The organism is Sphingopyxis sp. OAS728 (genome assembly GCF_014873485.1).
Classification (GTDB): Bacteria; Pseudomonadota; Alphaproteobacteria; order Sphingomonadales; family Sphingomonadaceae; genus Sphingopyxis.
On the sequence record NZ_JADBDT010000001.1, the window covers coordinates 4631880 to 4654793 of the forward strand.

Genomic DNA, 22914 nt, shown 5'->3' on the forward strand with positions numbered 1-22914 from the left:
GAGTTTTTCGAGATTCCGGAGATACCCAGATATGCAAGCCAAACCCGTCCAGAAAACGATTGGTGGCGTTACCTTCGAAGATCGTTTCGCGCATCTGCAGGACGATACGCCCGAGGGCCTCGAGTGGCAGTGGGAGCGCGACCGGATCGCGCGCGAGGCCGCCGAGGCGTCGCCGAACTATGGCCCGGTGCGCGATCGGTTGCTGCAACTCGCTGACGCAGGCGGCTATTTCGTGCCGCGCAAGCGGGGGCCTTATTGGTTCGGTTATGCCGAGGAGGACGGCGACCAGCTCTTGCGCGCGAGCGACGAGCCCGACGGTCCGGGGCGAACGGTGCTGTCGAGGAACGCCATTTCGCAGGCGAACGGCGGCGGCAATGTGATGCTCGCCTTCATGGAGCCGTCGCCGCGCGGGCGTTTTGTTGCAGTGGCGTGGGGCGCGGACGGCGACATGATGGGCCGATGGTCGGTCTACGAAACCGAAACGGGGCGGCATATGCTCGACACCGCCGCGATCCTCTATTCGGGCGCGCGGCCCGGCTGGCTGCCCGACGAAAGCGGTTTCTGGATCGACGGCCGCACGACGGAAGGCGTGCATGAGCTTCGTTTCGTGCCCGTTGCCGAGGGCGCGACCGAGCGGTCGGCAGTGACGCTGCCCGAGCATCTCGTCGCGGCGAAGCATTCGGGGCTGACGCTGCAGGTCTCGCCCGACGGCCGCCGCGGCGTTGTGGTGACCGAGCCGCACGAGCATGTCGCGCTGGTCCATCTCGATCTCGAAACGCTCGAGGCGACGCCCTTCCTGCCCGATGGATTCGAAGGTGAATGCGACGGCGGCTGGATCGACGGCGAAACCTATGTCGCGCGCGTCAACAACGGCGTGCCGCGTGGGCGCGTGGTCGCGATCCCAGCAGCGACGTCACGCGATATGGGCAGTTGGCGGGAGCTGGTGCCGGAGGGCGAGGGCTTCATCGGCTGGGCCGGACTGGTCGGCGGGCGGCTCTATGTCGGCGACCTTGTCGATGTGTCGCTTCGGGTGCGGGTATTCGATCTCGACGGCCGGCTCGTCGAGACGCTATCGCTCGAAAACCCCGGGTCGTCGCAGTCGATGCTCACCGAACGGGCGGTGCGCCCCACCGATGTCTTCGCACTGACGCATACGACCTTCACCCGATCCTCCGCCCTGTTCATCCATGATCCCGAAACCGGCGACCTGCGCCAGATCGGTGAGGCGAAGCACCGGATGGCCGATACGATTGCGGAACAGCGTTTCGCGACCAGCCGCGACGGCACGCGCATTCCCTATTTCATCGTGCGCCGCAGCGATGTCGATCTGGCGCGTCCGCAACCGACGCTCGTCTACGCCTACGGCGGCTTCAACCTGTCGCAGCTGCCATCCTTCCCCGCGACGCACGTTCCCTTCATCGAGGCGGGCGGCGTCTTCGTGCAGGCGTCGCTGCGCGGCGGCGGCGAATATGGCAAGGCGTGGCACGATGGCGGGCGGCTGCTCGCCAAGCAGAACACGTTCGACGATCTGGAGGCGGTGGCCGAGGCGTTGATCGCCGATGGCGTTTCGGTTCCCGACAAGATGGTCTTCATGGGGGGCAGTAACGGCGGCCTCCTCGCCGGCGTGGCGATCGTGCAGCAACCGCATCTGTGGCGCGCCGTCGTGCCGACGGTTCCGATCTACGACATGATGGAACCGCTGCCCGACACGCCAACAGTCGCGGGTGTGCGCGCGATCTTTTTCGAGGATTATGGCGATCCGAACGAGCCCGAGCACGCTGCCAGCATCCGGCGCTGGTCGCCCTATCACAATGTCCGCGACGGCGTGGACTATCCTGCTGTCTATCAGATATTCGGCGAAAAGGATCTGGGCTGCATGCCCTTCCATGGCCGCAAATTCACCGCGCGGCTCGACGAGGCCAACACCGGAGATCGGCCGATCCACCTCCGCGTCTGGCGCGATACCGGTCATGGCACGATCGACCCTGCCAGCAGCGCGCGCTGGAACGGCGAATGGCTCGCCTTCGCCATGGACCAGCTTGGCGTGAAAGCCGCGGGACCGCGTGCATGACCGATGTGGCGACCCGCGCGGACCTCCGCAACGATCCGCTGTTCAAGCAGGCGGAAACGCTGACCGCGGCCTGGTTACGCCCGGGGACGGGCGAGGCGGCGCTGCTCGGCCAGCTGATGGCGAGCCGCGACGGGCGGCACGCCGTCGCCGCGGCCTCGATCTGCGACGCGCTCGAAGGATTGTCGTCGCGCGACGGCGGATCGACGACACGGCTTGTGCTGGTCGACCTCGCCTCCGGCGAAATGGAGACGCTCACCCATGGCCCGCGATCCGACAGCGCCCCGAAATACTCGCCCGACGGGCGGTCGATCGCATTTTTGTCGGACCGCGAACAGGCGCATGTCAACCGTGTGCGGATCTTCGATCTGGAAACGCGCACCGATCGCGTGGTCGCGCCGGTCGACGGCTTCGTCGAGGCGCTGCAGTGGTCGGCCGACGGGAGGAAGATCCTGCTAAGCGTCGCCGGATATGGCTCTGATCTGGCCGGCGCGCAGGGGGCGATGGCGATCGGCCTCGATGCGGCGAATTCGAACCAGCCCGACTGGGCGCCAGTGATCGAGGGTGGGCCGGAAGCGGCCGCATGGCGTAGCATCTGGCTCTATGATGTCGCGGCGGACAGTGCGCGGCGGGTCACGCCGGCGGGCGTGAATATCTGGCAGGCGGCGTGGTGCGGGACCGACCATATCGCCGCCATCTGCTCCGACCAGCCCGAGGAAAATTGGTGGTACACCGCCGACGTGCGGCTGATCGCGGTCGGCGGCGATGTCGTTCGCTCGCTGTACACGCCCGCCGACCAGCTCGGCTGGCTCGCGGTCTCGCCATCGGGTGAAACCGTCGCCGTGGTTGAGGCGGTGTGTAGTGACCGGGATATAGTGGCGGGCGACGTGCGACTGATCGACGTTGCCAGCGGCGCGCTTAGCTGTCCGGCGACGCTCGATGCCGATGTCGTGCAGCTCCATTGGCGTGATGACGACCGATTGCTTTTCGTCGGGGCGCAGGGCCCGAACACCATCGTCGGCCTGCTCGACACGCGGTTGCAGACCAGCCGCGAGCTCTGGCGAGGGCACGAACGCACGCCGTCGGGCACGATGTTTCCCGAAGTGGCGCCTTTGGGGGCCGATCCCGCAAATTTCCTGTTCCTGACCGAATCCTTCTTCGTCCCCCCGACGCTCTTCGCATTCGAGGATGGCGAGGAACGCCAGATCCGGCGTTTCGGCTCGCCCGAGACCGACGCCATCGTCGCGCCGCTCGGCACCGCGCGCGACTTCCGCTGGCAGGCGCCCGATGGGCTCGACATCCACGGCTGGCTGATCACGCCGCACGGGGAGGGGCCGCATCCGCTGATCATGCAGGTTCATGGCGGCCCGGTCTGGTACACGCGGCCGCTCTACGTCGGACGTTCGGCCTTTGCGCAAATGGCGCTGGCGGCGGGCTATGCGCTGTTTCAGCCCAATCCGCGCGGATCGAGCGGGCGCGGGCAGGCGTTCGCGCGTCATGTGTTCGGTGACATGGGCGGGGCCGATACCCATGACTATCTGTCGGGGCTCGACGCGCTGGAGGAGGCGGGCATCGCAGATCCGAAGCGCATCGGGGTCACCGGCGGCAGCTATGGCGGATATATGAGCAACTGGCTGATCACGCAGGATCAGCGTTTCGCGGCAGCCGTCCCGGTCGCGCCGATCGCCAACTGGGTCAGCCTCCACTTCACCTGCAACGTGCCGTCCTTCTGTGAAATGTTCCTCGCCGATCATGTCAGCAACCCGGCGGGCAAATATTTCGCGCATAGCCCGGTCCATCATGCCGCCCGCGTGAAGACACCGACGCTCAACATCTGCGGCGGGCTTGATCACATCACGCCGCCGGAGCAGGCGCTGGAATTCCACCGCGCAATATCGGCACTGGGCGTCGAGAGCGCGCTCGTGACCTATCCGAACGAGGGGCACGGTGTCCGTACCATGCCCGCGATCTTCGACTTCACCGCCCGCGAAATGGGCTGGTTCCTGAAGCATATGCCGCCGGGCTGAGCTCAGGCTGCGCGGGCGCGGCCCGGCGGTGCCGATCGGGCTGCCAGAAGAGCGTCCTCGCCGCACAATATATCCATATACAGACGGGCATTCTTGCGCCGCTCGGCGATATTCTGCCGGACACCGATCGCGTAGTAGCCGATCTGATGGTAGTAGAAGATACGCGCGCGGGTCGCGGCATGTTCTCCCTGATATCCGATCGCTTCGAAGAATTTCCCCAGCGTTTCGAGCCGCTCGCGATCGGCGCGCTCGACCGCCCAGGCCACGCGCTTGTCGGTGCGGGCCCATTCGCGCATCGCGAGGTCGAAATGATAATCATAGCCGTCGGCTTCGATCAGCCGATCGATGGTCGCATCCAGCCACGCGGCCGCCTGCCCCGGTTTTGCGGGCGGCAGTGCGTCGGGGAGAAAGCGGCATGTCGCCTCCCAATGGACAATCAACCGGTCGAGAAAGTCGTCCCGGTCGCCGAAATGATGGTAGAAGCCACCTCGCGACACTCCGAGGCGGCTCGCCAGCCGGTCGACTTTCAGGCCGGCGATGCCGTCGTCGACCAGCATGCGCTGTCCGGCGGCGATCCAGTCTTCCACGCTATTCTTCGGCGTGCGTCCGGCCATGAGGGTTCCGTTCTGTCTGGTTCAACATCATCCGCCGATCGAATAGCTGCCGCGCGTTTCGCTAACCTGCCACTTTGGCCCGCGCGAGTTCGTCATGGAAAAAGGTCAGTTCTTCGATGTCGCGCTGGATGAGGAGTTCGCTGGTCATCTGGTTATGACCGGCCCCGTCGCGTACGCGCAGCGCGGTGCGTCGCCCGGAAACGCTGGCATCCTCGATCGCGGCGACCATCTTGCGGCTGTGCCAGGGCGGGCAGACGGTGTCGTCGGCGCCGGCGTCGCACAGCAGGGCGGGGTAAGCGGTGCCCGGCCTCACATTATGATAGGGCGAATAGGCATACATGACCGGCGCGTCGGCGGGGTCTTCGGGATTGCCATAATCGGCCATCGCGATGCCCAGCGTGGCGGGATCCTTGCGGATCTGCATCAGGTCGAGGATCGGAACCTGCGCGACGGCAGCGCCGAACAGGTCGGGGCGCTGCGACACGGCGGCGCCGACGAGCAGCCCGCCGTTCGAGGTTCCCCAGATGCCCGTCCGCTCGGGCACTGCAAAGCCGCGCGCATGGATATCCTCGATCACGGCATACAGATCGTCGAACGTTCCCTGTTTGCGGTGCATGCGCCCGGCTTCCCAGAAGGCCGTGTCGCGGTCGCCGCCGCCGCGCAGTTGGCTATGCACCCAGATGCCGCCGAGTTCGGTCCAGGCGGCGGCCATCGTGGTATAGTGCGGGATCTCAGGGGCGTTGAACCCGCCATAGCCCATCACGATGAGGGGCGCCGAGCCGTCGAGCGGCGTCGAAGCCTTGCGCATCAGCCAATAGGATATGTCGCCGTTCGGACCCTCGGCGGACAAACGCATGACCTCGCGATCGGGCAGGCTGTGCTTCGGCGGCTCGATCTCCTCGACCGCCAGCGTGGCAAGGTCGGCGCGATAGACGCCGGGGCTGCGATCGAAGCCGCTGTGGACGAAGGTGCAGCCGTTGCCGTCGGGCGCGACGATCGGCATCGCTATTCCCATAATATAGCCAAGGCCGAACAGCCCGAACGCCCCGTCGCCCGGAAGCGCGACATTGCCGCGATCGGTGCCGTTCCGGTCGAGCGACTTCAATTGCATGATCCCGGATTCGATGATCGAGAGCGCAACGAAATCGCCGCAGGGCGACAGTGAGAACAGCTTGTGATGTTCGCGAGCGGGCAGGATTTCGCGCCATGTCGACCGATCCTGAAAACCGTCCAGCGGGATCGCGACGAGCCGGCACCATCCCGAGACATCGTCGGTGATCGCCCAATATTCGTCGCCGACGATCGCACCCTTGTACATCGCAGTCTCGGCCGAGAGGAACGGGGTCCATTCGCCGCCGTCCAATTTGCGAAGCCAGCGGGGGCAGGGCGCGACTTGGCTCGTCCGGATCGTTGCCCATCGCCCATCGGCCGAAATTTCCGGAAAGGCGGTGAGATGGTCGAGTGCGATTACCTGCTGTTCGGCTTCCCCTTCGATCGGCTGCCACCAGATCTGGGTGCGGGCGACCGCCTGGCCGTCGTCGGCGACGGTGACGGCCATCGTGGTGAGGAGGAAGCCGCTGTTGTCGGGCGCCCAAGCGCTGAAGCCGATATTGCTGAACTGGCTGAAATCATCGCGCACCGTCTTGCCGCTGGCGACGTCGACGATGCGATAGCTGTGGACACCGTCGTTGACGATCGCAACGAGGACGAGCGAGCCGTCGGGCGACGGGAATTTGAGCGTGATCGTCGCATTGGCGCCGACATCCTGCGGGTCGACGAGGACGCGTCCTTCGCCTGCCGGGCTCGACGACACGGCAAGGACGACGTGCGTGCCGCCGGGCGGCAGGACGGTGCGGAACCAGTTGTCGCCGAAACGCTCGGGCGCGGTGCACATGATGATATCTTCAAAGGTCGAACGCACCGCTTTGGCGACGGCTGCAGCATGGGGCGAGGCGGCGAGTTCTGCGACCGTCCGGGCGTTCTTTTCGCGTTGCCACTCGACGACCGCAGCATCGGCATCGTCTTCCAGCCAGCGGAAAGGGTCGCGAACGCTGACGCCGCCAATCACTTCGGTAACGGACATATATGTCTCCCGGAAAAATCGAATTCAGCTGGATGCGCGCAGCGCGCCGATCGTGGTCATGAACGGCCGGCGTGCGAGCGATATCAGGACCCCGGCGGAGATCCACGCGGGCAGGCCGATGATGACCATCACGGTCAGCAGCCCGCGGCTGCCGTCGAACCATCCCGACATCATGCCGACCAGCATCGGCGCGAGGCCCCCCGAAATCGCGCTGCAGATGCCGAGCAGCGACAGCAGCCGCGATCGCAGGTTCGGAGGCGACAATTGCTGCAGCACGCCGGGCATCAACGCGCCGGTCGCGAGCAGGCAGGCGATCTGGACGCCGATCGTCGCATAGATCTGCCAAGGTTGCGATGCGAACAGAAGGAGTAGCGTCGGAACGGCGGCGACAAAGAGGAAGGCCCGAGCCATGCGGAACGGCTTGAGGTCGGCATCGCCACCGATCAGCTTGGTCCCTATGGCCGGGACGATCAGGCCGATGATTGAGCCGATGCCGAGCGCGACGCCCATCTGCACGCCGACCGACGAGGCATCGATCGAGGGAAAGGCGCGCGGCATCGCGACCGGCAGCCAGGTCAGCGATGCGCCGAGCGGCAGGCCGTAGGCGAAGATCGCACCATAGATATAGGCGATCGCGCGCCAATGCTCGCGAAGATAGGGCAGCATCTTGTCGAGTTTTGCCAAGGGCGCCACGCCGCCGCCGATCGAGCCGATATGGCCGGTCATCCGGATCGTCGCCAGCATCAGGGCGAAGAGCGGTCCCGGCAGGGCGACGAGGACAAGCGCGACCCGCCAGCTTTCCATATTCGCGAACATGCCCGGCAGCGAGGCGTGGTTCTTTTCCAGCAGGTCGAGCGTGACGCCGCCGAGGCCGAGGCCGATCGCGACGCCGAGCAGCGCAACTGCGAAGAAGATGAAATTGGCGGTGTTGCGCTGACGCTCGGGAAATAGGTCGGGCAGCATCGAGAAGATCACGGGCGTCAGCGCCGCCTCGCCGATCGCAATGCCCGCGGTCGCGGCGAAGATGCCCGTGAAGTTCGTCTGAAACGCGCAGGCGGCGGTCGAGATCGACCAGACCATGATGCAGCATCCGAGGACGAGACGCCGGCCGTAGCGGTCGGAAAGCCATCCGATCGGATAGGCGGCGAGGCTGGCGAAGGCGGCAAGCCCCAGCCCCTGGATGATGCCGAGTTCGAGGTCGGTGATCCCCAGGTCCCGCTGGAACGATGGCGCGACCAGGTTGATGATCTGGCGGTCGACGAAAGCGAAGAGCGTCGTCGCGATCAGCACGCCGAGCGCGTACCAGGACGCAGCCGGCGCGCGTTCCCCGGCGCCGGACGGGCAGCCGTCCGCACTTTCCCTGTTCATGGCCAGCGGTTCGGACAGGACCGGACTCGTCATCACATGTTTCCTCGAACCATCGGCGGTCGGACCGCGGCGGCAACGCTTTTAGAACAAGGTGCCGCCGCGGCCAGCGATCAAAAGTGCGCGCTCGCGCTGATGCCGATCACGCGCGGACGCTGTTCGACATCCTCGAGGATCAGGCCGAACGGCCCGACGACGATCGGCGCGTCTTCGTTGAACAGATTGTTCGCAAACAGCGTGACCTCGACGGGGCCGAACGCCGCGCCAACGCGCAGGTTTACAAGGTCGCGCTTCGGCCGCGGAACGATCAGCGGCGGAGTCAGGTTGCGCAGCGTGAACTGGCCCTTGCCGGCATGCTGATAATCGATGCGGAAGATGCCGTCGACGCCGTCGGACAGGGCGGGACGCCAGTCGGCCGAGGCCGACCAGCTCTCGCGCACCGCGGCGTCGACCGGATCGCCCACAATCTTGTCGGCGGTGGCCTCGTCATATTTCAGGTTGTTCCAGCCATAGGTTGCGCTCAGCGTCAGGTCGTCCGTCGGGCGTGCGGTGGCCGACAGGTCGACGCCCCAGCCCGAGACATGGCCCGAATTGTTCACGATGGTGATGATATTGCCGGGCGCGAAATTGTTCGACTGAACATTCGACCATTCGCTGCGATAGACGCTCGCGTCGAGCACCAGTCGGTTGTTCATCAGCGCATGCTTGGTGCCGAGTTCATAGGTCCAGATGGCGTCGGGCTTGTAGGTCGGCGGAACCGGAATGACGCCGCCGCCGGCCGAGGTCTGGTTGAAGCCGCCGCTGCGGAACCCCTTGGCGACGTTCACATAGACCATCGAGTCCGGGGTGAAATCATAGCTGAGGTTGAACCGCGGGTTGAGCGTCCGAAAAGTCTTGTCGCCGCTGTCGAGCGAGGTCAGGCCGAAGTTGGTGGCGTTGATGATGCGCTGCTTGTTTTCGCTGAACCAGCGCAGGCCTGCGGTCGCGCGGAGCTCGGGCGTGATGGCGTAGCTTGCCTCGCCATAAATCGTCCACGACCGGCTGCGGCGCGCGTCGTCGCTGGCGACGAGCGCGAAGGGTAATGTGCCCGGCGCCGTATCGGTGCCGCCGAACTGATGGACCTTGAGGTCGCTACGCGCGACGCCGACCTGCCAGCCGAACGGGCCTTCGTTCTGTGAACTCAGCCGGACTTCGCCATTCCACATGTTGAAATCGGTGGTGGCCTCTGTCGGAACCTCGGTAATGAAACCCGGCGGGAAGCCAAGCGCACCGATAAGCGGCACGAACAGGGCCGACAGGTCGAACTGGGTGAAGTTGCGGCGATCGATATAGCTGCCCGAGGCGCTGAGTTCGGCAAAGCCGAGGTCGTAGCCCAGCTTGCCCTGGATCAGCGTATAGCGGTCGCGAAGCGGCGACGGGACGGCCATGACGGTTTCATTGTCGATGCCGATGTCCTGGCTCGGCTGATCCGATTTCTGATAGAGGCCCATCAGCGAGATCGACAGCGCGTCGGTCGGCTGGACGAGCAGGCTGCCGCGCACCGTATAGATGTCGGTGCGATTGATGTCCTTTTCGCCCGTTGCGACATTGTCGATGAAACCGCCGGTGCGTTCATAGGCGGCCGCGAGGCGCACGCCTGCGACATCGGTCGCCAGCGGCAGGTTGATCACGCCGATCGCTCGGTATCCCGCGCCGCCGTGGCGCGTCTCGTTATATTCGGCGCTTGCCGAGCCGCTGACGGCATCGAGCTTGGGCGCGGCGGGAATATAGCGGATCGTGCCCCCCATCGAACCATTGCCGTACAGCGTCGCTTGCGGTCCGCGCAGCACCTCGATGCGTTCGAGGTCGATCGCGCGAACCATGAAGGCATCGCCCGTCGTGTCGAGCGACAGCGGCGTCTCGTCATAATAGACGGCGACGGTGGTCGACCCGATCGAGGTCGAGATGCCGCGGATCTGGACGGCCTGTTTTCCGGTGCCGAATTCATAGATCGACAGGCCGGGGACCGAATATTGCAGGTCGGCCAGCGAAGTCGCGCCCCGTTTCTGAAGCTCTTCCGCGCCGATGGCGCTGATCGAGAGCGGGACGTCCTGCAGCCGCTGTTCGTAACGCTGCGCGGTGACGATGATGTCGCCGGGCCGGGTCTCGCCGGCTTCCTCGGCGCCGCCGGGGGCCTCCTGCGCTTGTACCGCGTTTGGCAACCATGCCGCGCTGGCCATAAGGGCCACTACCCATTTCGTCATGCAGAACTCCCCATTTCTTTATTCTCGAACGATCAGGCGGTGCGATGATCCTTCGGGTTGGTCTGGAACACAGGCTAAACTTTCCTTGGCCGCGATGCTTAGGCGAACGTGCAAAATCATTTGGCGCGCGGGTGAATCCGCATCATTTCGAGGCTTTCGTCATCGACCGGTATCGTTTTCGAGCCCGAGTTGATGGGCGAAGAAGGCCAGAATATCGGCGGACATGCGCTCTTTTTGCGCCCGCCCGACCGAGCCATGCCCGGCGTCGGCGCGGACACGGAGCAGCACGGGCCAGTCGCCGGTCGTTGCCTGCTGCACGCGCGCCGCAAATTTGCGGCCATGCCAAGGCGGGCAGCGCGGATCGTTCGCGCCGCAATCGATGAGCAGGGCGGGGTAGGCGATGCTGTCGCGGATGTTCTGATAGGGCGACCAGCTGTTGATGACCTCTGCCATCACCGGATCGGCCGGGTCGCCATAGTCGAGCGAGGACACCATCGTCACCGGGTCGCGAACGCGTCCCAGCACATCGGTGATCGGGACGACCGGAACGCTGGCGCGGTAGAGGTCGGGACGCTGAACCGCGACCGCCGACGCCATCACCCCGCCGTTCGACCCGCCCGTGACGCCGATCCGGTCGCTGGCGCTGATCCCGCGCGCGATCAGGTCTTCGGCGATCGCATGGACGTCGTTGAAGCTGTTCTGTTTCAGCTTCATTCGCCCCTGTTCGAACCAGGGCGTCCCATGCTCGCCGCCGCCGCGCAGGTGCGCGAGCGCCACGACGCCGCCGGCAGCCATCCATGCAGCCCATTGCGCGCCCATCCATCCGGGTGCAACCGACACATTGAAACCGCCATAGCCGGTAATCACGGTCGGTTGCGGCTTCGTCAGGTCGAGCCCGGCGCGTGCGACGACATGATAGAGGACGCGCGCGCCGTCCGCGCTGCTGGCTTCGAGGTCGAGCGTCTGCACGTCGAGCGTCGCGCGCGGCGCCGTCAATTGTCGCGCCCGATGCGTGTCGAGGTTCGCGCCGTACAGCGCGGCGGACTGCCCGAAGGCCGAGAAAATGAAGAGGACTTCGCCGTCGGCACCGCGTGCCATCGGATCGATCATCGTCGGCAGCACCATATTCGTGCCGAAGCTGTTCACCATGCCGTGTGCGGGGAGGGTGATTTCGCCCTCGATTTCGCCAGTCCAGCCGATCACCCGCAGGCGCGAATAGGTGTCGACCCAGTCGAGCAGCACTGCGCGGTCGCCGGTGACCATCACGAACGCCAGCACATTGTCCGACGGAGGAATGATTTCCTTCCAGGTTTCGCGCTGCGTCGGGGTCGCGAGCGGGATCGCGACGAGCCGTCCGCGCGGCGCGCCATCGTCGGTGATGGCGAGGAAATTGTCGCCCAATATGTCGCCGCGAAAGATTCCGGGCACGCCCTTCAGGAAAGGTTGCCAACCCGCATTGCTCTGCGTGTCGAGGATATAGTCGAGGCGCGGCGCGAGATGGTCGACCGCCAGCACGATATGGCGGCGGTCGGCGCACAGGATCGGCCGCGCGACCGGGTGATCGACGCGTACATCTTCGGCCCTCACCGCCGACGGATCGCCCAGATCGACGCGATAGAGCGACGGCTCCCCGGCCAGCGCGGCGTCAAGTGCAAGGTAGATGAAGCCGCTGCTGTCGGGGAGCCAGGCGAAGTTCTGGGGTTTGCGGTGCGGAACACCGTCGACCAGCGCCTCGCCCGTATCGATGTCGATCACGCGCAGGTCGGGTTCTTCGCGCCCACCCGCCGTCCAAGTGAAGATCGCCTTGCGCCCGTCGGGAGAGGGAATGAAGTTGCCGATGCTGAGCGGTTCGTCGGTCCGCATCGCGTTGAGGTCGATCAGGCGGCGCCCCGGTCCGGCGGGATTGTCGCATATGTCGACGACGGCCAGATCCCGATCCTCGGGGACATAGCGCCGGAACCAGCGCCCGCCTGCAAACATCGGAATCGTCACATCGTCGGTTTCGCCGATCTCCGCGATCCTCCGCGCGAAATCCTGCGCCGCAGGCAGGGCCGCAAGATAGTCCTGTGTCAGCGCATCCTGCGCCCGCTGCCATTCGGCCACCGCCGGATCGCGGTCTTCTTCGAGCCAGCGATAGGGGTCGTTGTAGCGCACCGCGCCGAACGCGACCGTCTCGGGGCGCTGCTCGGTTTGGGGATAGGAGAGGGGGGCGGTCATGCTATCGGCCCTCCACTTCGCCGGCCCATTGATCGAGGCTTTGTTCGAGCACCGGGATCGGCAGGCAGCCCTGATCGAGGATCGCCTCGTGGAAGTCGGCAAGGTCGAACTTTGCCCCCAGTCGCGCCTCTGCCCTGGCTCGGAGTTCGCGGAACTTGAGGCAGCCCCAGCGATAGCAGAGCGCCTGGCCCGGCAGATCGGTCGCATAGCGCAGGATGTCGCTCGTCACCTGTTCGGGCTTTTCGAGCGTGTTGGCGCTCATATAGGCGTGCGCTTCTTCGAGCGTCCAGCCGAGCGCGTTGAGCCCGGTATCGACCACCAGCCGCTGCGACACGAAACGCTGGTGCGACAGGAAACCATAATAATCATAGGGGTCGTCGAACAGCCCGGCCTCTTCGCCGAGCCCCGACGCATATTCGGCCCACCCCTCGTTGAAGGCGGTCGAGGCGTGCAGGTTTCGCCGGATTTCCGGGAGCGCGGTATTCTCCTGCTGCCGCGACAGATGGACATGATGGCCCGGCACCAGTTCGTGGAAGATCAGCGCGGCGGCATTCATCTGCATGCGGTCGGGAATGCCGTTGCCGCTGTAGAAATAGATACCTTCGGCGCCCGGTTCGGCCGGCGTCTGATAATAGCCGAAGGTCATGCCGGCCTCGAGCTCGCGCGGAAGTCGTTTCACTGCAGCCGGTGACTGCGGGGCTTTGCGGAACATCCGGTCGAAAACCGGCGCCATCCGGTCGAGATGGCGGGCATAGGTCGCCTCCAGCGCCTCGGCCGACGGCGCCTTTGCCTTGGGATCCTCCCGCAGGCGGTTATGGAACGATGCCTCGTCGCCATTATGGCCGAACTGCTCGATCCGCACGCGTTCCATCTCGGCGGCAAGGCGCCCGACTTCGTCGAGGCCGAGTTGGTGAAGCGCCGCCGGATCGAGGTTGGCGCCAAGGTGGTAGCGAAGCCAGAGCCGGTAGGCTTCGGCGCCGCCCGGCTGATGCATCATGCCGGCCGCCTCGGGCGCGGCCGCTTCATAGTCGGCGCCGATCGTGTCGAGCAGCCGGGCAAAGGCGGGCTTCAGCTTCGCCTCGACGATCTCCACGACCGCTGCGCGCGTGGCCGCGTCGGCCGGCCGGTCGTCGGCGAGAAGCACGGTCGAGACGGCGATCGACGCATTGCCTTCCAGTGTCTTGCGCGCATTGGGCAGGGCGGGCCGTGGCAGTCGCCACCCGCGTTCGGCCTGCGCCAGCACGCGCTCGCGCATGCCGTCGATGGCGCCCGCGAATTCCGATGCCAGTTTCACGTAGCGCGCGGTTTCGGCGGGATCGGTCAGGTCGATCGGTGCGAAGACCATCCGGGGAATGAGCGACAGCCAGAGGCCCGAATAGGGCGCGATGCCAAAACCGGTCCACCAGCGCTGCGGCTCGTCGATTTCGGTTTCCAGCCAGTGGCGTATGAAACCGGCGGTCAGGCGATCGGTCCGATCGAGTCCCGTCAGGTCGAGGCGGTCGAGCCGGTCGCGGCGTTGCCGGGCCGCGGCGGCTATCGCCTCGGCTTCGGTCAGGTCGCCGCGGCCGAAGCGCACGACCTTCCGACCCGATGCGCTTGCCATATAGGGATCACGTTCGAGGATCGCGGACCAGATGTCATCGACCAGCGCGTCGAGGGCAGGTTTCGCAGAATCGGTCGTCATACCGCCATCTCCCGGTGAATTTGTTGCAGCTTAATTGCGGACTCGACCGATGGCTTAGCTTAACGTACAAAACTGTTTGGAAAGCGTCTGAATCGGCGCATGTGGAGGCGGGATGATGGAATCCTTACCGGTTCACAAAGACTTGGAGAGCGAGATGGCGCTCGCAGCCGCGAGCCGGCCGGGCAATGTGCGGCGTCAAATGGCGGCTATGACGCCATCTGGGACTGCGGGAGGCGGGTTTCGCCGCTTCGCGATACAGGGCGATGTGCCGTCGCTGGCACTCAACTATGCGAAGCCGGACTGGGGCCTGCCCGAATATGAGGAACAGCCGCCCGAAATCGACATCATCGAACCGATGGGCGATCCCTGCCATTACCGGTTCCACATGGCGAAGGACTATGCGCAGGGCCATGTCGAGTTCTGCGGTCTCGCCGACGGCTTCCTTGTCCATTTTAATGACATAACGCATGATTTTCTGAACGCCATGTCGGTGCAGGCGCCCGATATCCTGCGCGTCCGCATCGCGAGCGACGGCGACGGCGAATATGTGACGGCCAAGGGCGATCGCATCGATCTGAAAGGTGCGATGTCGGCGATCATCGTCGAGCCTGCCGGTGTGTCGCCCGCGAAGGCCGTTTTCATCGGCCACAACCGTACCGTGACCGTCTATATCCACCGCGACACGCTGCGTCAGCTTTATGCCGACCGCGTCCACGAATTGCCGTCCGCATTGCAGGCCTTTGTCGGGGGGCGTCTGCGTGAGACGGTTGCGCAGCGGTTGCCGCTGAATGCGTCGCTGCTACGCTGTCTTGAGGATCTGCACGGCTGTGACCTCGATGGGCATAGCCGCCGGCTCTATATCCGGTCGAAGGCAATCGAGATTTTGTGCCAGGCGTTCAAGGCGATGGCGAAGGACGATAGCGCCGGAGCCATCGATGGCACGGCGCAGGTCACGCGCGGCGTGCTCAAGGCGCAGCAGCGCCTGTTGGAGAATTTTGTCGATCCCCCGTCACTCGAAGATCTGGCGCGTGATGTGGGGCTAAGCCGCAGCAGCCTTTGCGCGGGCTTCCGGCAGATCGTCGGGCAGACGGTGTTCGACTATATCGGCGACCTCCGCATGCGGCAGGCGCTGTCGATGCTCAACGAACGCACGGTCTCGATCACCGAAATCGCCTATGCCGTCGGCTACAGCCATCCGTCGAGCTTTTCTCTCGCGGTTCAGCGCCGCTTCGGTACGACGCCGAGCGAGCTTCGCCGGCGCGGATTGCCCGGCGCCTAGGCCGTTCCGCGGTTGAAATAGCCGGCGACGGTACCGACGATCCGGGCGCGGGCATCAGGGTGGCAATAGCCATGATGCCCGAAGCGGAAATAGTGAAACTGCGCGTCGGGGTTCTCGTCCGCGAGAACCAGCGCGAACGGCGCCTGCGCGTCATGGACACCGCAATAAAAGTCGAGCCGCACCGGGATCGAATGATAGTCGACGCCCCAGTCGTGCGCCGCCCATTTCAGCTCGGCCAGCAGCGCCGGTTTGTTCTTGCATTCCGTGACATACCACAGGATGTCGCCGATATCCTGTTCGGTGCCCGGCGGCGGGCCCATCAGGTTCAATGCATCGAACCTGCTTTTGCCCGGGCGCGGCTCGGTCTTCATCTTGCGTACCCGGCCCGACGCCGTCTCCGCGAGACTCGCGAGCAGCCAGGGCGCGTATCGCATCAGCCGATAGGCGATCGCCACCGACCCCGCCGTGACGCGCCGGGCCATCGGGTCGAACCAGGGCACCGTCGGATTGATCGGCACGGCACCGATCACGCGGTCGGACATGGCGGCGGCGATCGCCAGCGTCATCATGCCGCCGTTTGACTCTCCGAAACAGGCGAATTTGTCGATCTTCAGATGCGCCAGCAACTCGGCCAGATCGTGCGAATAGGCGCCGGCCGGGCGGCCGGGGCAAAGCGAGGAACCGCCGGCGCCGGGCCGGTTCGTCGAGATGAGCCGGATGTTGTTCGCTACCGCCTCGCGATGGAAGATCCCGGCTTCGGGGCTGAAACTGCCGCCGCCGTGGAAATAGAGCACGGGCCGTCCTTCGGGCACACCGAATTCCTGCCACGTCAGTTGCCTGCCATCGGCGAGGATGATCGATTGCACGGGGGGCTCGATCAGCGGGATTACGTCCATCGATTTCTTCCTTCTGCCGATATTGGCCTAGCGAGCCTATCGCTTGTCTCCGTGCGCCGCTTAGCTTGCAGTGCAAATTTGTTCGGCGATCGTAAAATGCAGCATTTTGTTATGCAGATATTGTCTTTGCCGGGGCAAGGCTGTCGCCGGGAAGGCAGGTCGATGGGGCCGACATTCCGGCCTAGGCGCGCACGCGATAGAATTGTCGCATGAATTCGAAGGCGGCCGGGTGCGCCAGCGTCATATGGCTCTCGTCCGGCATCAGCTTGCTGGAGAAATCGAGCCCCTTGACCGGTGTCGCGCCCGCTGTCCGGATGAATTCGATCGATCCGCCGCCGACCATATATTGATAGAGCCCAGGCACCGTCAGTTCGCGCGTGCCGACGGTGAGGTGCAGGTTACGCTCGCTGAGACCGCCGGCGGCGGCCGCGTCGGCGTGGAGTTTGAACACGGTCGACGCGCCGGGAAGGATGCCCGGACTGCTCGCGCCGAAATAGCGGAAGATCGTCCTGGGCTGGAGCGCGGCATAGGTGGTGAAAAGACCGCCATAGGAGTGGCCGAACAGCCCCAGATTGTCCGGCTGGATACGGTAGTTTTTGGCGATGAAGGGATAGAGCTCGTCGCTGAGGAAGGCGAGGAAACGGTCGCCCGCGGGATTTTCCAGATTATGGATGTAAAGCTCGATCCCGGCTTCATCGAGCAGGTCCGACGCGCCGCCGTTCCGCATTGCGTCGACCATCCCGGGCGGCAGCGGTTCCTTCGGCGGTAGCAGGTCGCGCGCGCGCACCGCGAGCGAGACGTCGGCGTCCTTGCCGGTGTAGCCGATGCAGACCTGGACCGTGGACTGATATTTGTCGATCAAATCCCATTGGCCAAGCTCGCAGAGCATCGTTGAAAAGGCAACGAAATGATTGCCGTCGGGCGCAAAGACCGCCGGAAAGCGGCGCGACGGATCCTTGTCATAAACCTCGGGGACCGAGACCCAGACGGCGTAACGCGCGCCGGCACGGGCCGAATCGATCTCATAATATTTCGTCCGCGGGAACATAGACGCATAGGGCATGGGCATCGACTGGAAGGTGCCCGGCGCGGCCTTCGGGGCCTTCGCGGTGGCCGACGTTGTAGCGGTGGCCGCAAGGCCGCCAGCCAGCAACAGCGCGGCGCGGCGATCGATCTTCTGGAGCATCTCGCTTTCCCTTCGATCAGAAATTGGCGGTGGCCGACAGGATGAAAGCGCGGGGGCGCGTGACCGTCGCATTGGTCGGAACCGGCTGCCCGGCATAAAGTGCGTTGGTCGCGAGCGACGTGTAGCCGAGTTTGTCGAACAGGTTTTCGACCCGAAGCTGGAGCGACACCGGCGACATTTCGAGCCCGGCGCGCAGATCGACGGTGGTCACCGATGGTATCTTGATATTAGGGTTCAGCGCATAGCCGGGATAGCTGCTCGGCATGTCGGACTGCATCCGGATTGTCGCGCCGATTGATCCCTTGATCTTGTCGGAGAAGGGAATTTTCTGGTCGGCGAACGCGGCGACGGTCCAGCTCGGCGTCAGCGGCAATTTGTCACCCGATTGCGCGCCCAGCGATGCCGCGGCAACCGGGTCGATCTTGCTGATGCGCGCGTTCGTGTGGCCGACATTGGCGCCGAAGACGAAATTCTGCGACGGCCGCGCCTGGAGTTCGAGCTCGAAACCGTCGACCTTGGCCGAACCGGCGTTGCCCTGCAGCGTGACGCCGCCGAACAGGGTGTTCAGCTGAATATCCTTCCAGTCTATATGATAGACGGCAAGGTTGGCGGAAAGCGCACCGTCGAGCGCGGTCGCCTTGACCCCGGCTTCGTAGTTCCAGACGGTATCCGCGCGGATTACCGTTTGCGCGGTGGGCGGCAGCAGCGTCGAATTTTGCGGGCCGCCGGGGCGATAGCCGCTCGCGGCGCGGGCATAGAGGCTGACATTGTCGGTCGGGCGATAGCGGACCGTCGCGAGATAGGTGGTCGCATCGTCGCTGAACGACGTCGAGGTCGGCTGTGTCGGCGCATAGAAGAGGATGCCGGCGGGGCCGCGCGACGACTGGTCGTTCTTCGCATAGCGGATGCCGCCGGTCACATCGAGCCGGTCGGTCAGATAGAAGGTCAGGTTCCCGAAGGCCGCATATTCCTCGTAATTCGCAAAGGAGGTGCTGCGGAACAGGATGTCGAACGGCGTGGGGAGCGGCGTGCCCGCCGCGTTGCGCGCGGTGATGACGAACGGGTAACGGCTTTTCTCGTTGGTGTAGAAACCGCCGGCGACGAATTCGAACGCCCCGATGCGGTCCGACACGAAGCGCAGTTCGGCCGAGAATTTCTTCATATTGGGACCAAGGTCGCCGATCGTCTGGGTGCCCGGCGGGACAATGCCGATGAGCGAAAGATAGCTGCCGTAGATGTCGGTATAGTCCGAACTGATCGCCGATTGCGTTTTGACGTAGTTCGCCACCGCGACGATGGCGCCGGCGTCGGTCTCGTAACTCGCGGTGCCGCCCACCGACCGATATTTGATCTGGCTGCCGCCGGTGCCATCGACCGCGCTGAACTTGTATTTTCCGAAAAGCGGCCGCGTCGTCCCGGTGACATTATCCTGTCCCGAACTGTTGTCATTGTCGATGTCCTGGTAAAAACCGGTCAGGTCGAGCGTCAGCCGTTCGGTCGGTGTGACGCGCAGCGCGATGCGCCCGCCCTTGATCGTCGAGCTGTTGACGTTGTTCTCGCCCGTCGCGACATTGTCGGTGAAACCTGCGGTTTTCCGATAGAAGCCCGAGATGCGCACCGCGAGCTTGTCGGTGATGACGGGCAGGTTCACCGCGGCGCGCGCGGCCCAGCCTTCGTCGCCGTGCGCGAGCGTTTCGCCCTCGACCTGCGCCATGCCCGAAAAGCTCGACGGGTCTGCCTTCTTCGTGATGACGCGGACGAGGCCGCCGAGGTTGCTGGCGCCGTAGAGCGTGCCTTGCGGGCCCTTCAGCACCTCGATCCGCTCGACATCGACCAGGTCGGGAGACGGCGTGACCAGCGAGCCGACCGACAGGAAGCCGTTCGACGAATAGGGTGCATCGTCGATATAGAAGGCCGACGTGTTCGTCGTCTGCTGTGGCCCGGTGTTGAGCCCGCGCAGGATGACGGTACCCGTGCCCGGCGCGCCGAAATCGCGCTGGCTGAGGCCGGGCGTGAGCGTTCCATAATCGCGGAAGTCGCGGATACCGAGCGTCTCGATCGCGTCGCTTCCGATCGCGGTAATCGCGGTCGGCACATCGCGCAGACGCTCTTCGCGCTTGCTGGCGGTGACGACGATCTCGGCGCCATGATATTCGCTGCCCGAACTGCCGTCGACCGATTGCGCGTAGGCGCCAGGTGCGGTGATCAGCGCGCCCGTGCACGCGGTTGCCAGCCATAATTTCCTGTACTGCATCGTCACTCCCCTTGGTCGCCAAGCCACCTCTTGCGTTTTGGTTCGATCTCTCCGGATCGATAGGTCAATTGATACATTAATGCATTCAATTGACAAGTCTCGCGTGATTGCGAGAAATATTGTATATAAATAGATAGTTATATCGATTTTGAAGAAAAATCGCGTATGGCCTGTCGAATGGCTGGCCGCGCGGAATAGGGCGCCTAGACCTCGAATCATGACCTTTCAGGATCGGATTTCCGGCGTATGTCGCCAACGGTTCGCCGAGAGCAGTGGAGCGTCGATATAATATTCAGTAATGCATTGTTGGTCGGACGCTTGGGCTTCAGATTCGGACCAGTTGCGATGCCGGTTCCTTTCCGACGGCGGCTTCGCCATCGCGATCCGACTTCATCGCGATGGCCGCGCGCAGGGTGTTTTCCAGCAAGCATGCAATCGTCATCGGTCCGACGCCGCCCGGAACCGGGGTGATCGCAGCTGCGCGCGCCTTCGCTTCGTCGAAGCAGACATCGCCGACGATCCGCGATCCGTTGCCGTTGTCGCCCGGCACGCGATTGATGCCGACGTCGACGACGACGGCGCCGGGCTTGATCCACGATCCCCGGATCAGCCCCGGGGCGCCGGCGGCGCTCACCAATATGTCGGCGCGTGCGACAAGTTCGGGAAGGTCGCGGGTGTGGATATGGGCAATCGACACCGTGCAGCGGGCCTGGAGGAGCAGCTGCGCCATCGGGCGGCCGACAATGTTCGAGCAGCCGACGACCACGGCGTTCAGCCCCTCGAGCGAGCCGAGCTCGTCGGCGAGCAGCATCATGCAGCCCATTGGGGTGCAGGGAATGATCCGGCCATCGACCGCTTCGCCGTCGCTCGCGAGCAGTCCGACGTTGACCGGATGAAAGCCGTCGACATCCTTGCGCGGATCGACACGGCGCAGCACGGCCGCCTTGTCGATATGCGGCGGCAGCGGCAGCTGCACCAATATGCCGTGCACGGTTCCGTCGTGGTTGAGCCGGTCGATCAGCGCCAGCAACTCGTCCTGCGAAATCGTGGCGGAAAGCCGGTGACTTTCGCTTTGCATTCCGACCGCGGCCGCCTGCTCGCCCTTGCGACGGACATATATGGCGCTGGCGGGATCGTCGCCGACCAATATTGCGGCGAGCTTGGGCACGACGCCGGATTCGTCGCGCAGCCGTTCCACGCCGATCGCGATGTCGCGGCGCAATTGGTCGGCGCGCCGCTTCCCGTCGATTATCCGCGCTGTCGCCGTCATCTTCCTCTCCACTGCGGTGTAGGCCGAGTCTCATCGGCTGGCGGCTTATATATACATATATGCATAAAATGAAAGTGCGTGGTCATGTCATATTATATGGTCGAGCGATGACCGCTGGCCGATGTCGAAGCAGCGCGCGCTTCAAAACATTCGTCTATCGATCAATTGTCGGCCAGAATCGGGAGGATTCGCGCGAGGATCTCCAGCCGGCCGTTCCGTGGAATTTCTTCGGTGACATCCCGTTTGTTTGCGTCGGCCCGGCCGGTTGCGCAAAGAAATGCATTTCTGTGCTCAATCGGTATCCGTCGGCTGGCGCAGCGGAGCATATTCATTATCATTCTGAAATACATGGACTAATGACAATTCATCGCACACTTTGTCGGGCGAGACGGCCGGACGTTCATCACCAAAAAAGCCTATTGCGCATTTGCATACATATGTGCATCTAAAGGGCGAGAGGAAGGTGAGTCTTGACGAGACGCTATTCAGCGCTGTCGCTTTTGCGCGAAGGATTGAACGGTCAACGCGGCTGGGAACCGGCGTGGCGTGACCCCACGCCCAAGGCGCATTATGACGCGATCGTCATCGGCGGCGGCGGGCATGGCCTCGCGACCGCCTACTATCTCGCGAAGAACCATGGCCTCACCAATGTCGCGCTGATCGAGCGCGGCTGGATCGGGGGCGGCAACACCGGCCGCAACACGACGATCATCCGGTCGAACTATTTCTTTCCGGAATCGGCTGCCTTTTACGAATTTTCGGTCCAGCTCTACGAGAAGCTGACCGACGAGCTGAATTACAACATCATGTTCTCGCAGCGCGGCATGTGGACGCTCGCGCACGACCGGCACGGGCTGGAGATGGCGCGGCGCTCGGCAAATGCGATGCTGCTCAACGGGATCGATGCCGAGTTCCACGACGGGCCGAGCGTGTATGCGAATATCCCGGGGCTCAATCCCAACCCGCGCTTTCCCATCCTTGGCGGCGTCAACCAGCCGCGCGGCGGATCGGCGCGGCACGACGCGGTTGCTTGGGGCTACGCCCGCGCCGCCTCGGCGCTTGGTGTCGATATCATCCAGAATTGCGAAGTGCAGGGCTTCATCATCGAGGGCGGGCAGGTGCGCGGGGTCGAGACCAGCCATGGCACGATCCGGTCGGACCGGATCGGCATGGCGGTCGCGGGGCATAGTTCGGTGCTCGCCGCAAAGGCGGGGCTGCGGCTGCCGATCAGTTCCTACGCACTGCAGGCCTTTGTTTCGGAACCGGTGAAGCCGTGCCTCGACACGGTTATCCTGTCGCCGGCGACGGGAACCTATCTCAGCCAGTCGGACAAGGGCGAACTCGTCCTCGGCGCGGGGCTCGACCTCTACCTGTCCTATGCGCAGCGCGGCAATCTGCCGTGGATGGAGCGTGCCGCCGCAGGGGTGCTCGAACTCTTCCCGCAATTCTCGCGCATGCGCTTTCTTCGCCAATGGGCCGGGATCGTCGACGTCGTCCATGACTCGACGCCGATCATCGGGCCGACGTCGGTGGGCGGGCTCTACATCAACGGCGGCTGGGGCACCGGCGGTTTCAAGGCGGTGCCGGCGGGCGGCTGGTGCCTCGCGCATGTCATGGCGACGGGCCAGTCGCACCCCCTTGCGAGCGCCTTCGGCCTCGAGCGGTTCGAGAGCGGCGCGATGATCGACGAGGCCTCGGCCTCGGGTATCGCGCACTAGGGGATATTGA

The 22914-nt window shown here is 64.5% G+C and carries 14 protein-coding genes; 4 read left to right on the forward strand and 10 right to left on the reverse strand.

Features of this window, described 5'->3' with window-relative positions; genetic code table 11:
• Window positions 1-31: 31 nt before the first annotated feature.
• On the forward strand, window positions 32-2071 hold the full coding sequence (locus GGC65_RS21985; RefSeq protein ID WP_192649101.1) for a prolyl oligopeptidase family serine peptidase: 2040 nt from the start codon (window positions 32-34) through the stop codon (window positions 2069-2071).
• A complete protein-coding gene (locus GGC65_RS21990; RefSeq protein WP_192649102.1) occupies window positions 2068-4095 on the forward strand; it encodes an alpha/beta hydrolase family protein in 2028 nt (675 codons plus the stop codon). Before GGC65_RS21985 ends, GGC65_RS21990 begins: the two co-directional genes overlap by 4 nt.
• Before the next feature lie 2 nt (window positions 4096-4097).
• Here GGC65_RS21990 and GGC65_RS21995 read toward each other — a convergent pair whose 3' ends face one another.
• The 6 genes from GGC65_RS21995 to GGC65_RS22020 all read right to left on the reverse strand — a co-directional run bounded on the left by GGC65_RS21995 (window position 4098) and on the right by GGC65_RS22020 (window position 14301).
• On the reverse strand, window positions 4098-4709 hold the full coding sequence (locus tag GGC65_RS21995; protein WP_192649103.1) for a TetR/AcrR family transcriptional regulator: 612 nt from the start codon (window positions 4707-4709) through the stop codon (window positions 4098-4100).
• A gap of 61 nt (window positions 4710-4770) precedes the next feature.
• On the reverse strand, window positions 4771-6792 hold the full coding sequence (locus tag GGC65_RS22000; protein WP_192649104.1) for a prolyl oligopeptidase family serine peptidase: 2022 nt from the start codon (window positions 6790-6792) through the stop codon (window positions 4771-4773).
• Window positions 6793-6816: 24 nt separating this feature from the next.
• On the reverse strand, window positions 6817-8193 hold the full coding sequence (locus GGC65_RS22005) for an MFS transporter (protein ID WP_192649105.1): 1377 nt from the start codon (window positions 8191-8193) through the stop codon (window positions 6817-6819).
• 77 nt (window positions 8194-8270) lie between these two features.
• Entirely contained in the window at window positions 8271-10400 is a 2130-nt protein-coding gene (locus GGC65_RS22010) for a TonB-dependent receptor (protein WP_192649106.1), read from the reverse strand.
• A gap of 159 nt (window positions 10401-10559) precedes the next feature.
• Window positions 10560-12617 (reverse strand): prolyl oligopeptidase family serine peptidase, encoded by a 2058-nt coding sequence (locus GGC65_RS22015; protein WP_192649107.1) that lies wholly within the window; start codon window positions 12615-12617, stop codon window positions 10560-10562.
• Between the two features lies 1 nt (window position 12618).
• Entirely contained in the window at window positions 12619-14301 is a 1683-nt protein-coding gene (locus GGC65_RS22020; protein WP_192649108.1) for a DUF885 domain-containing protein, read from the reverse strand.
• Between the two features lie 154 nt (window positions 14302-14455).
• On the opposite strand from GGC65_RS22020, the gene GGC65_RS22025 reads away from it, so the two are divergent.
• Window positions 14456-15580: a helix-turn-helix transcriptional regulator gene (locus tag GGC65_RS22025; RefSeq protein WP_192649109.1), complete on the forward strand. Its 1125-nt coding sequence runs from the start codon at window positions 14456-14458 to the stop codon at window positions 15578-15580.
• Here the strand turns inward: GGC65_RS22025 and GGC65_RS22030 are convergent.
• From GGC65_RS22030 to folD, 4 genes are all read right to left on the reverse strand, one after another.
• Window positions 15577-16476, reverse strand: coding sequence for an alpha/beta fold hydrolase (locus GGC65_RS22030; RefSeq protein ID WP_192649110.1), 900 nt, complete (start codon window positions 16474-16476; stop codon window positions 15577-15579). The genes GGC65_RS22025 and GGC65_RS22030 overlap by 4 nt on opposite strands.
• 181 nt (window positions 16477-16657) lie before the next feature.
• The gene (locus tag GGC65_RS22035) at window positions 16658-17662 is read right to left on the reverse strand and encodes an alpha/beta hydrolase (RefSeq protein ID WP_192649111.1); all 1005 of its coding nucleotides are present in this window, start codon (window positions 17660-17662) and stop codon (window positions 16658-16660) included.
• 16 nt (window positions 17663-17678) lie between these two features.
• Window positions 17679-19916 (reverse strand): TonB-dependent receptor, encoded by a 2238-nt coding sequence (locus GGC65_RS22040; protein ID WP_192649112.1) that lies wholly within the window; start codon window positions 19914-19916, stop codon window positions 17679-17681.
• Window positions 19917-20241: 325 nt separating this feature from the next.
• On the reverse strand, window positions 20242-21186 hold the full coding sequence (folD, locus tag GGC65_RS22045; protein ID WP_192649113.1) for a bifunctional methylenetetrahydrofolate dehydrogenase/methenyltetrahydrofolate cyclohydrolase FolD: 945 nt from the start codon (window positions 21184-21186) through the stop codon (window positions 20242-20244).
• A gap of 470 nt (window positions 21187-21656) precedes the next feature.
• Here folD and GGC65_RS22050 point away from each other — a divergent pair, with 470 nt between their 5' ends.
• The gene (locus GGC65_RS22050) at window positions 21657-22904 is read left to right on the forward strand and encodes a sarcosine oxidase subunit beta family protein (protein WP_192649114.1); all 1248 of its coding nucleotides are present in this window, start codon (window positions 21657-21659) and stop codon (window positions 22902-22904) included.
• Window positions 22905-22914: the final 10 nt, after the last annotated feature.

Coding starts and splice junctions, on each gene's coding strand:
- GGC65_RS22040 (WP_192649112.1), bottom strand. CDS start 19,916: ATGCAGTACAGGAAATTATGGCTGGCAACCGCGTGCACGGGCGCGCTG.
- GGC65_RS22030 (WP_192649110.1), bottom strand. CDS start 16,476: ATGGACGTAATCCCGCTGATCGAGCCCCCCGTGCAATCGATCATCCTC.
- GGC65_RS21990 (WP_192649102.1), top strand. CDS start 2,068: ATGACCGATGTGGCGACCCGCGCGGACCTCCGCAACGATCCGCTGTTC.
- folD (WP_192649113.1), bottom strand. CDS start 21,186: ATGACGGCGACAGCGCGGATAATCGACGGGAAGCGGCGCGCCGACCAA.
- GGC65_RS22010 (WP_192649106.1), bottom strand. CDS start 10,400: ATGACGAAATGGGTAGTGGCCCTTATGGCCAGCGCGGCATGGTTGCCA.
- GGC65_RS22035 (WP_192649111.1), bottom strand. CDS start 17,662: ATGCTCCAGAAGATCGATCGCCGCGCCGCGCTGTTGCTGGCTGGCGGC.
- GGC65_RS22015 (WP_192649107.1), bottom strand. CDS start 12,617: ATGACCGCCCCCCTCTCCTATCCCCAAACCGAGCAGCGCCCCGAGACG.
- GGC65_RS22020 (WP_192649108.1), bottom strand. CDS start 14,301: ATGACGACCGATTCTGCGAAACCTGCCCTCGACGCGCTGGTCGATGAC.
- GGC65_RS21985 (WP_192649101.1), top strand. CDS start 32: ATGCAAGCCAAACCCGTCCAGAAAACGATTGGTGGCGTTACCTTCGAA.
- GGC65_RS21995 (WP_192649103.1), bottom strand. CDS start 4,709: ATGGCCGGACGCACGCCGAAGAATAGCGTGGAAGACTGGATCGCCGCC.
- GGC65_RS22005 (WP_192649105.1), bottom strand. CDS start 8,193: ATGACGAGTCCGGTCCTGTCCGAACCGCTGGCCATGAACAGGGAAAGT.
- GGC65_RS22025 (WP_192649109.1), top strand. CDS start 14,456: ATGGCGCTCGCAGCCGCGAGCCGGCCGGGCAATGTGCGGCGTCAAATG.
- GGC65_RS22000 (WP_192649104.1), bottom strand. CDS start 6,792: ATGTCCGTTACCGAAGTGATTGGCGGCGTCAGCGTTCGCGACCCTTTC.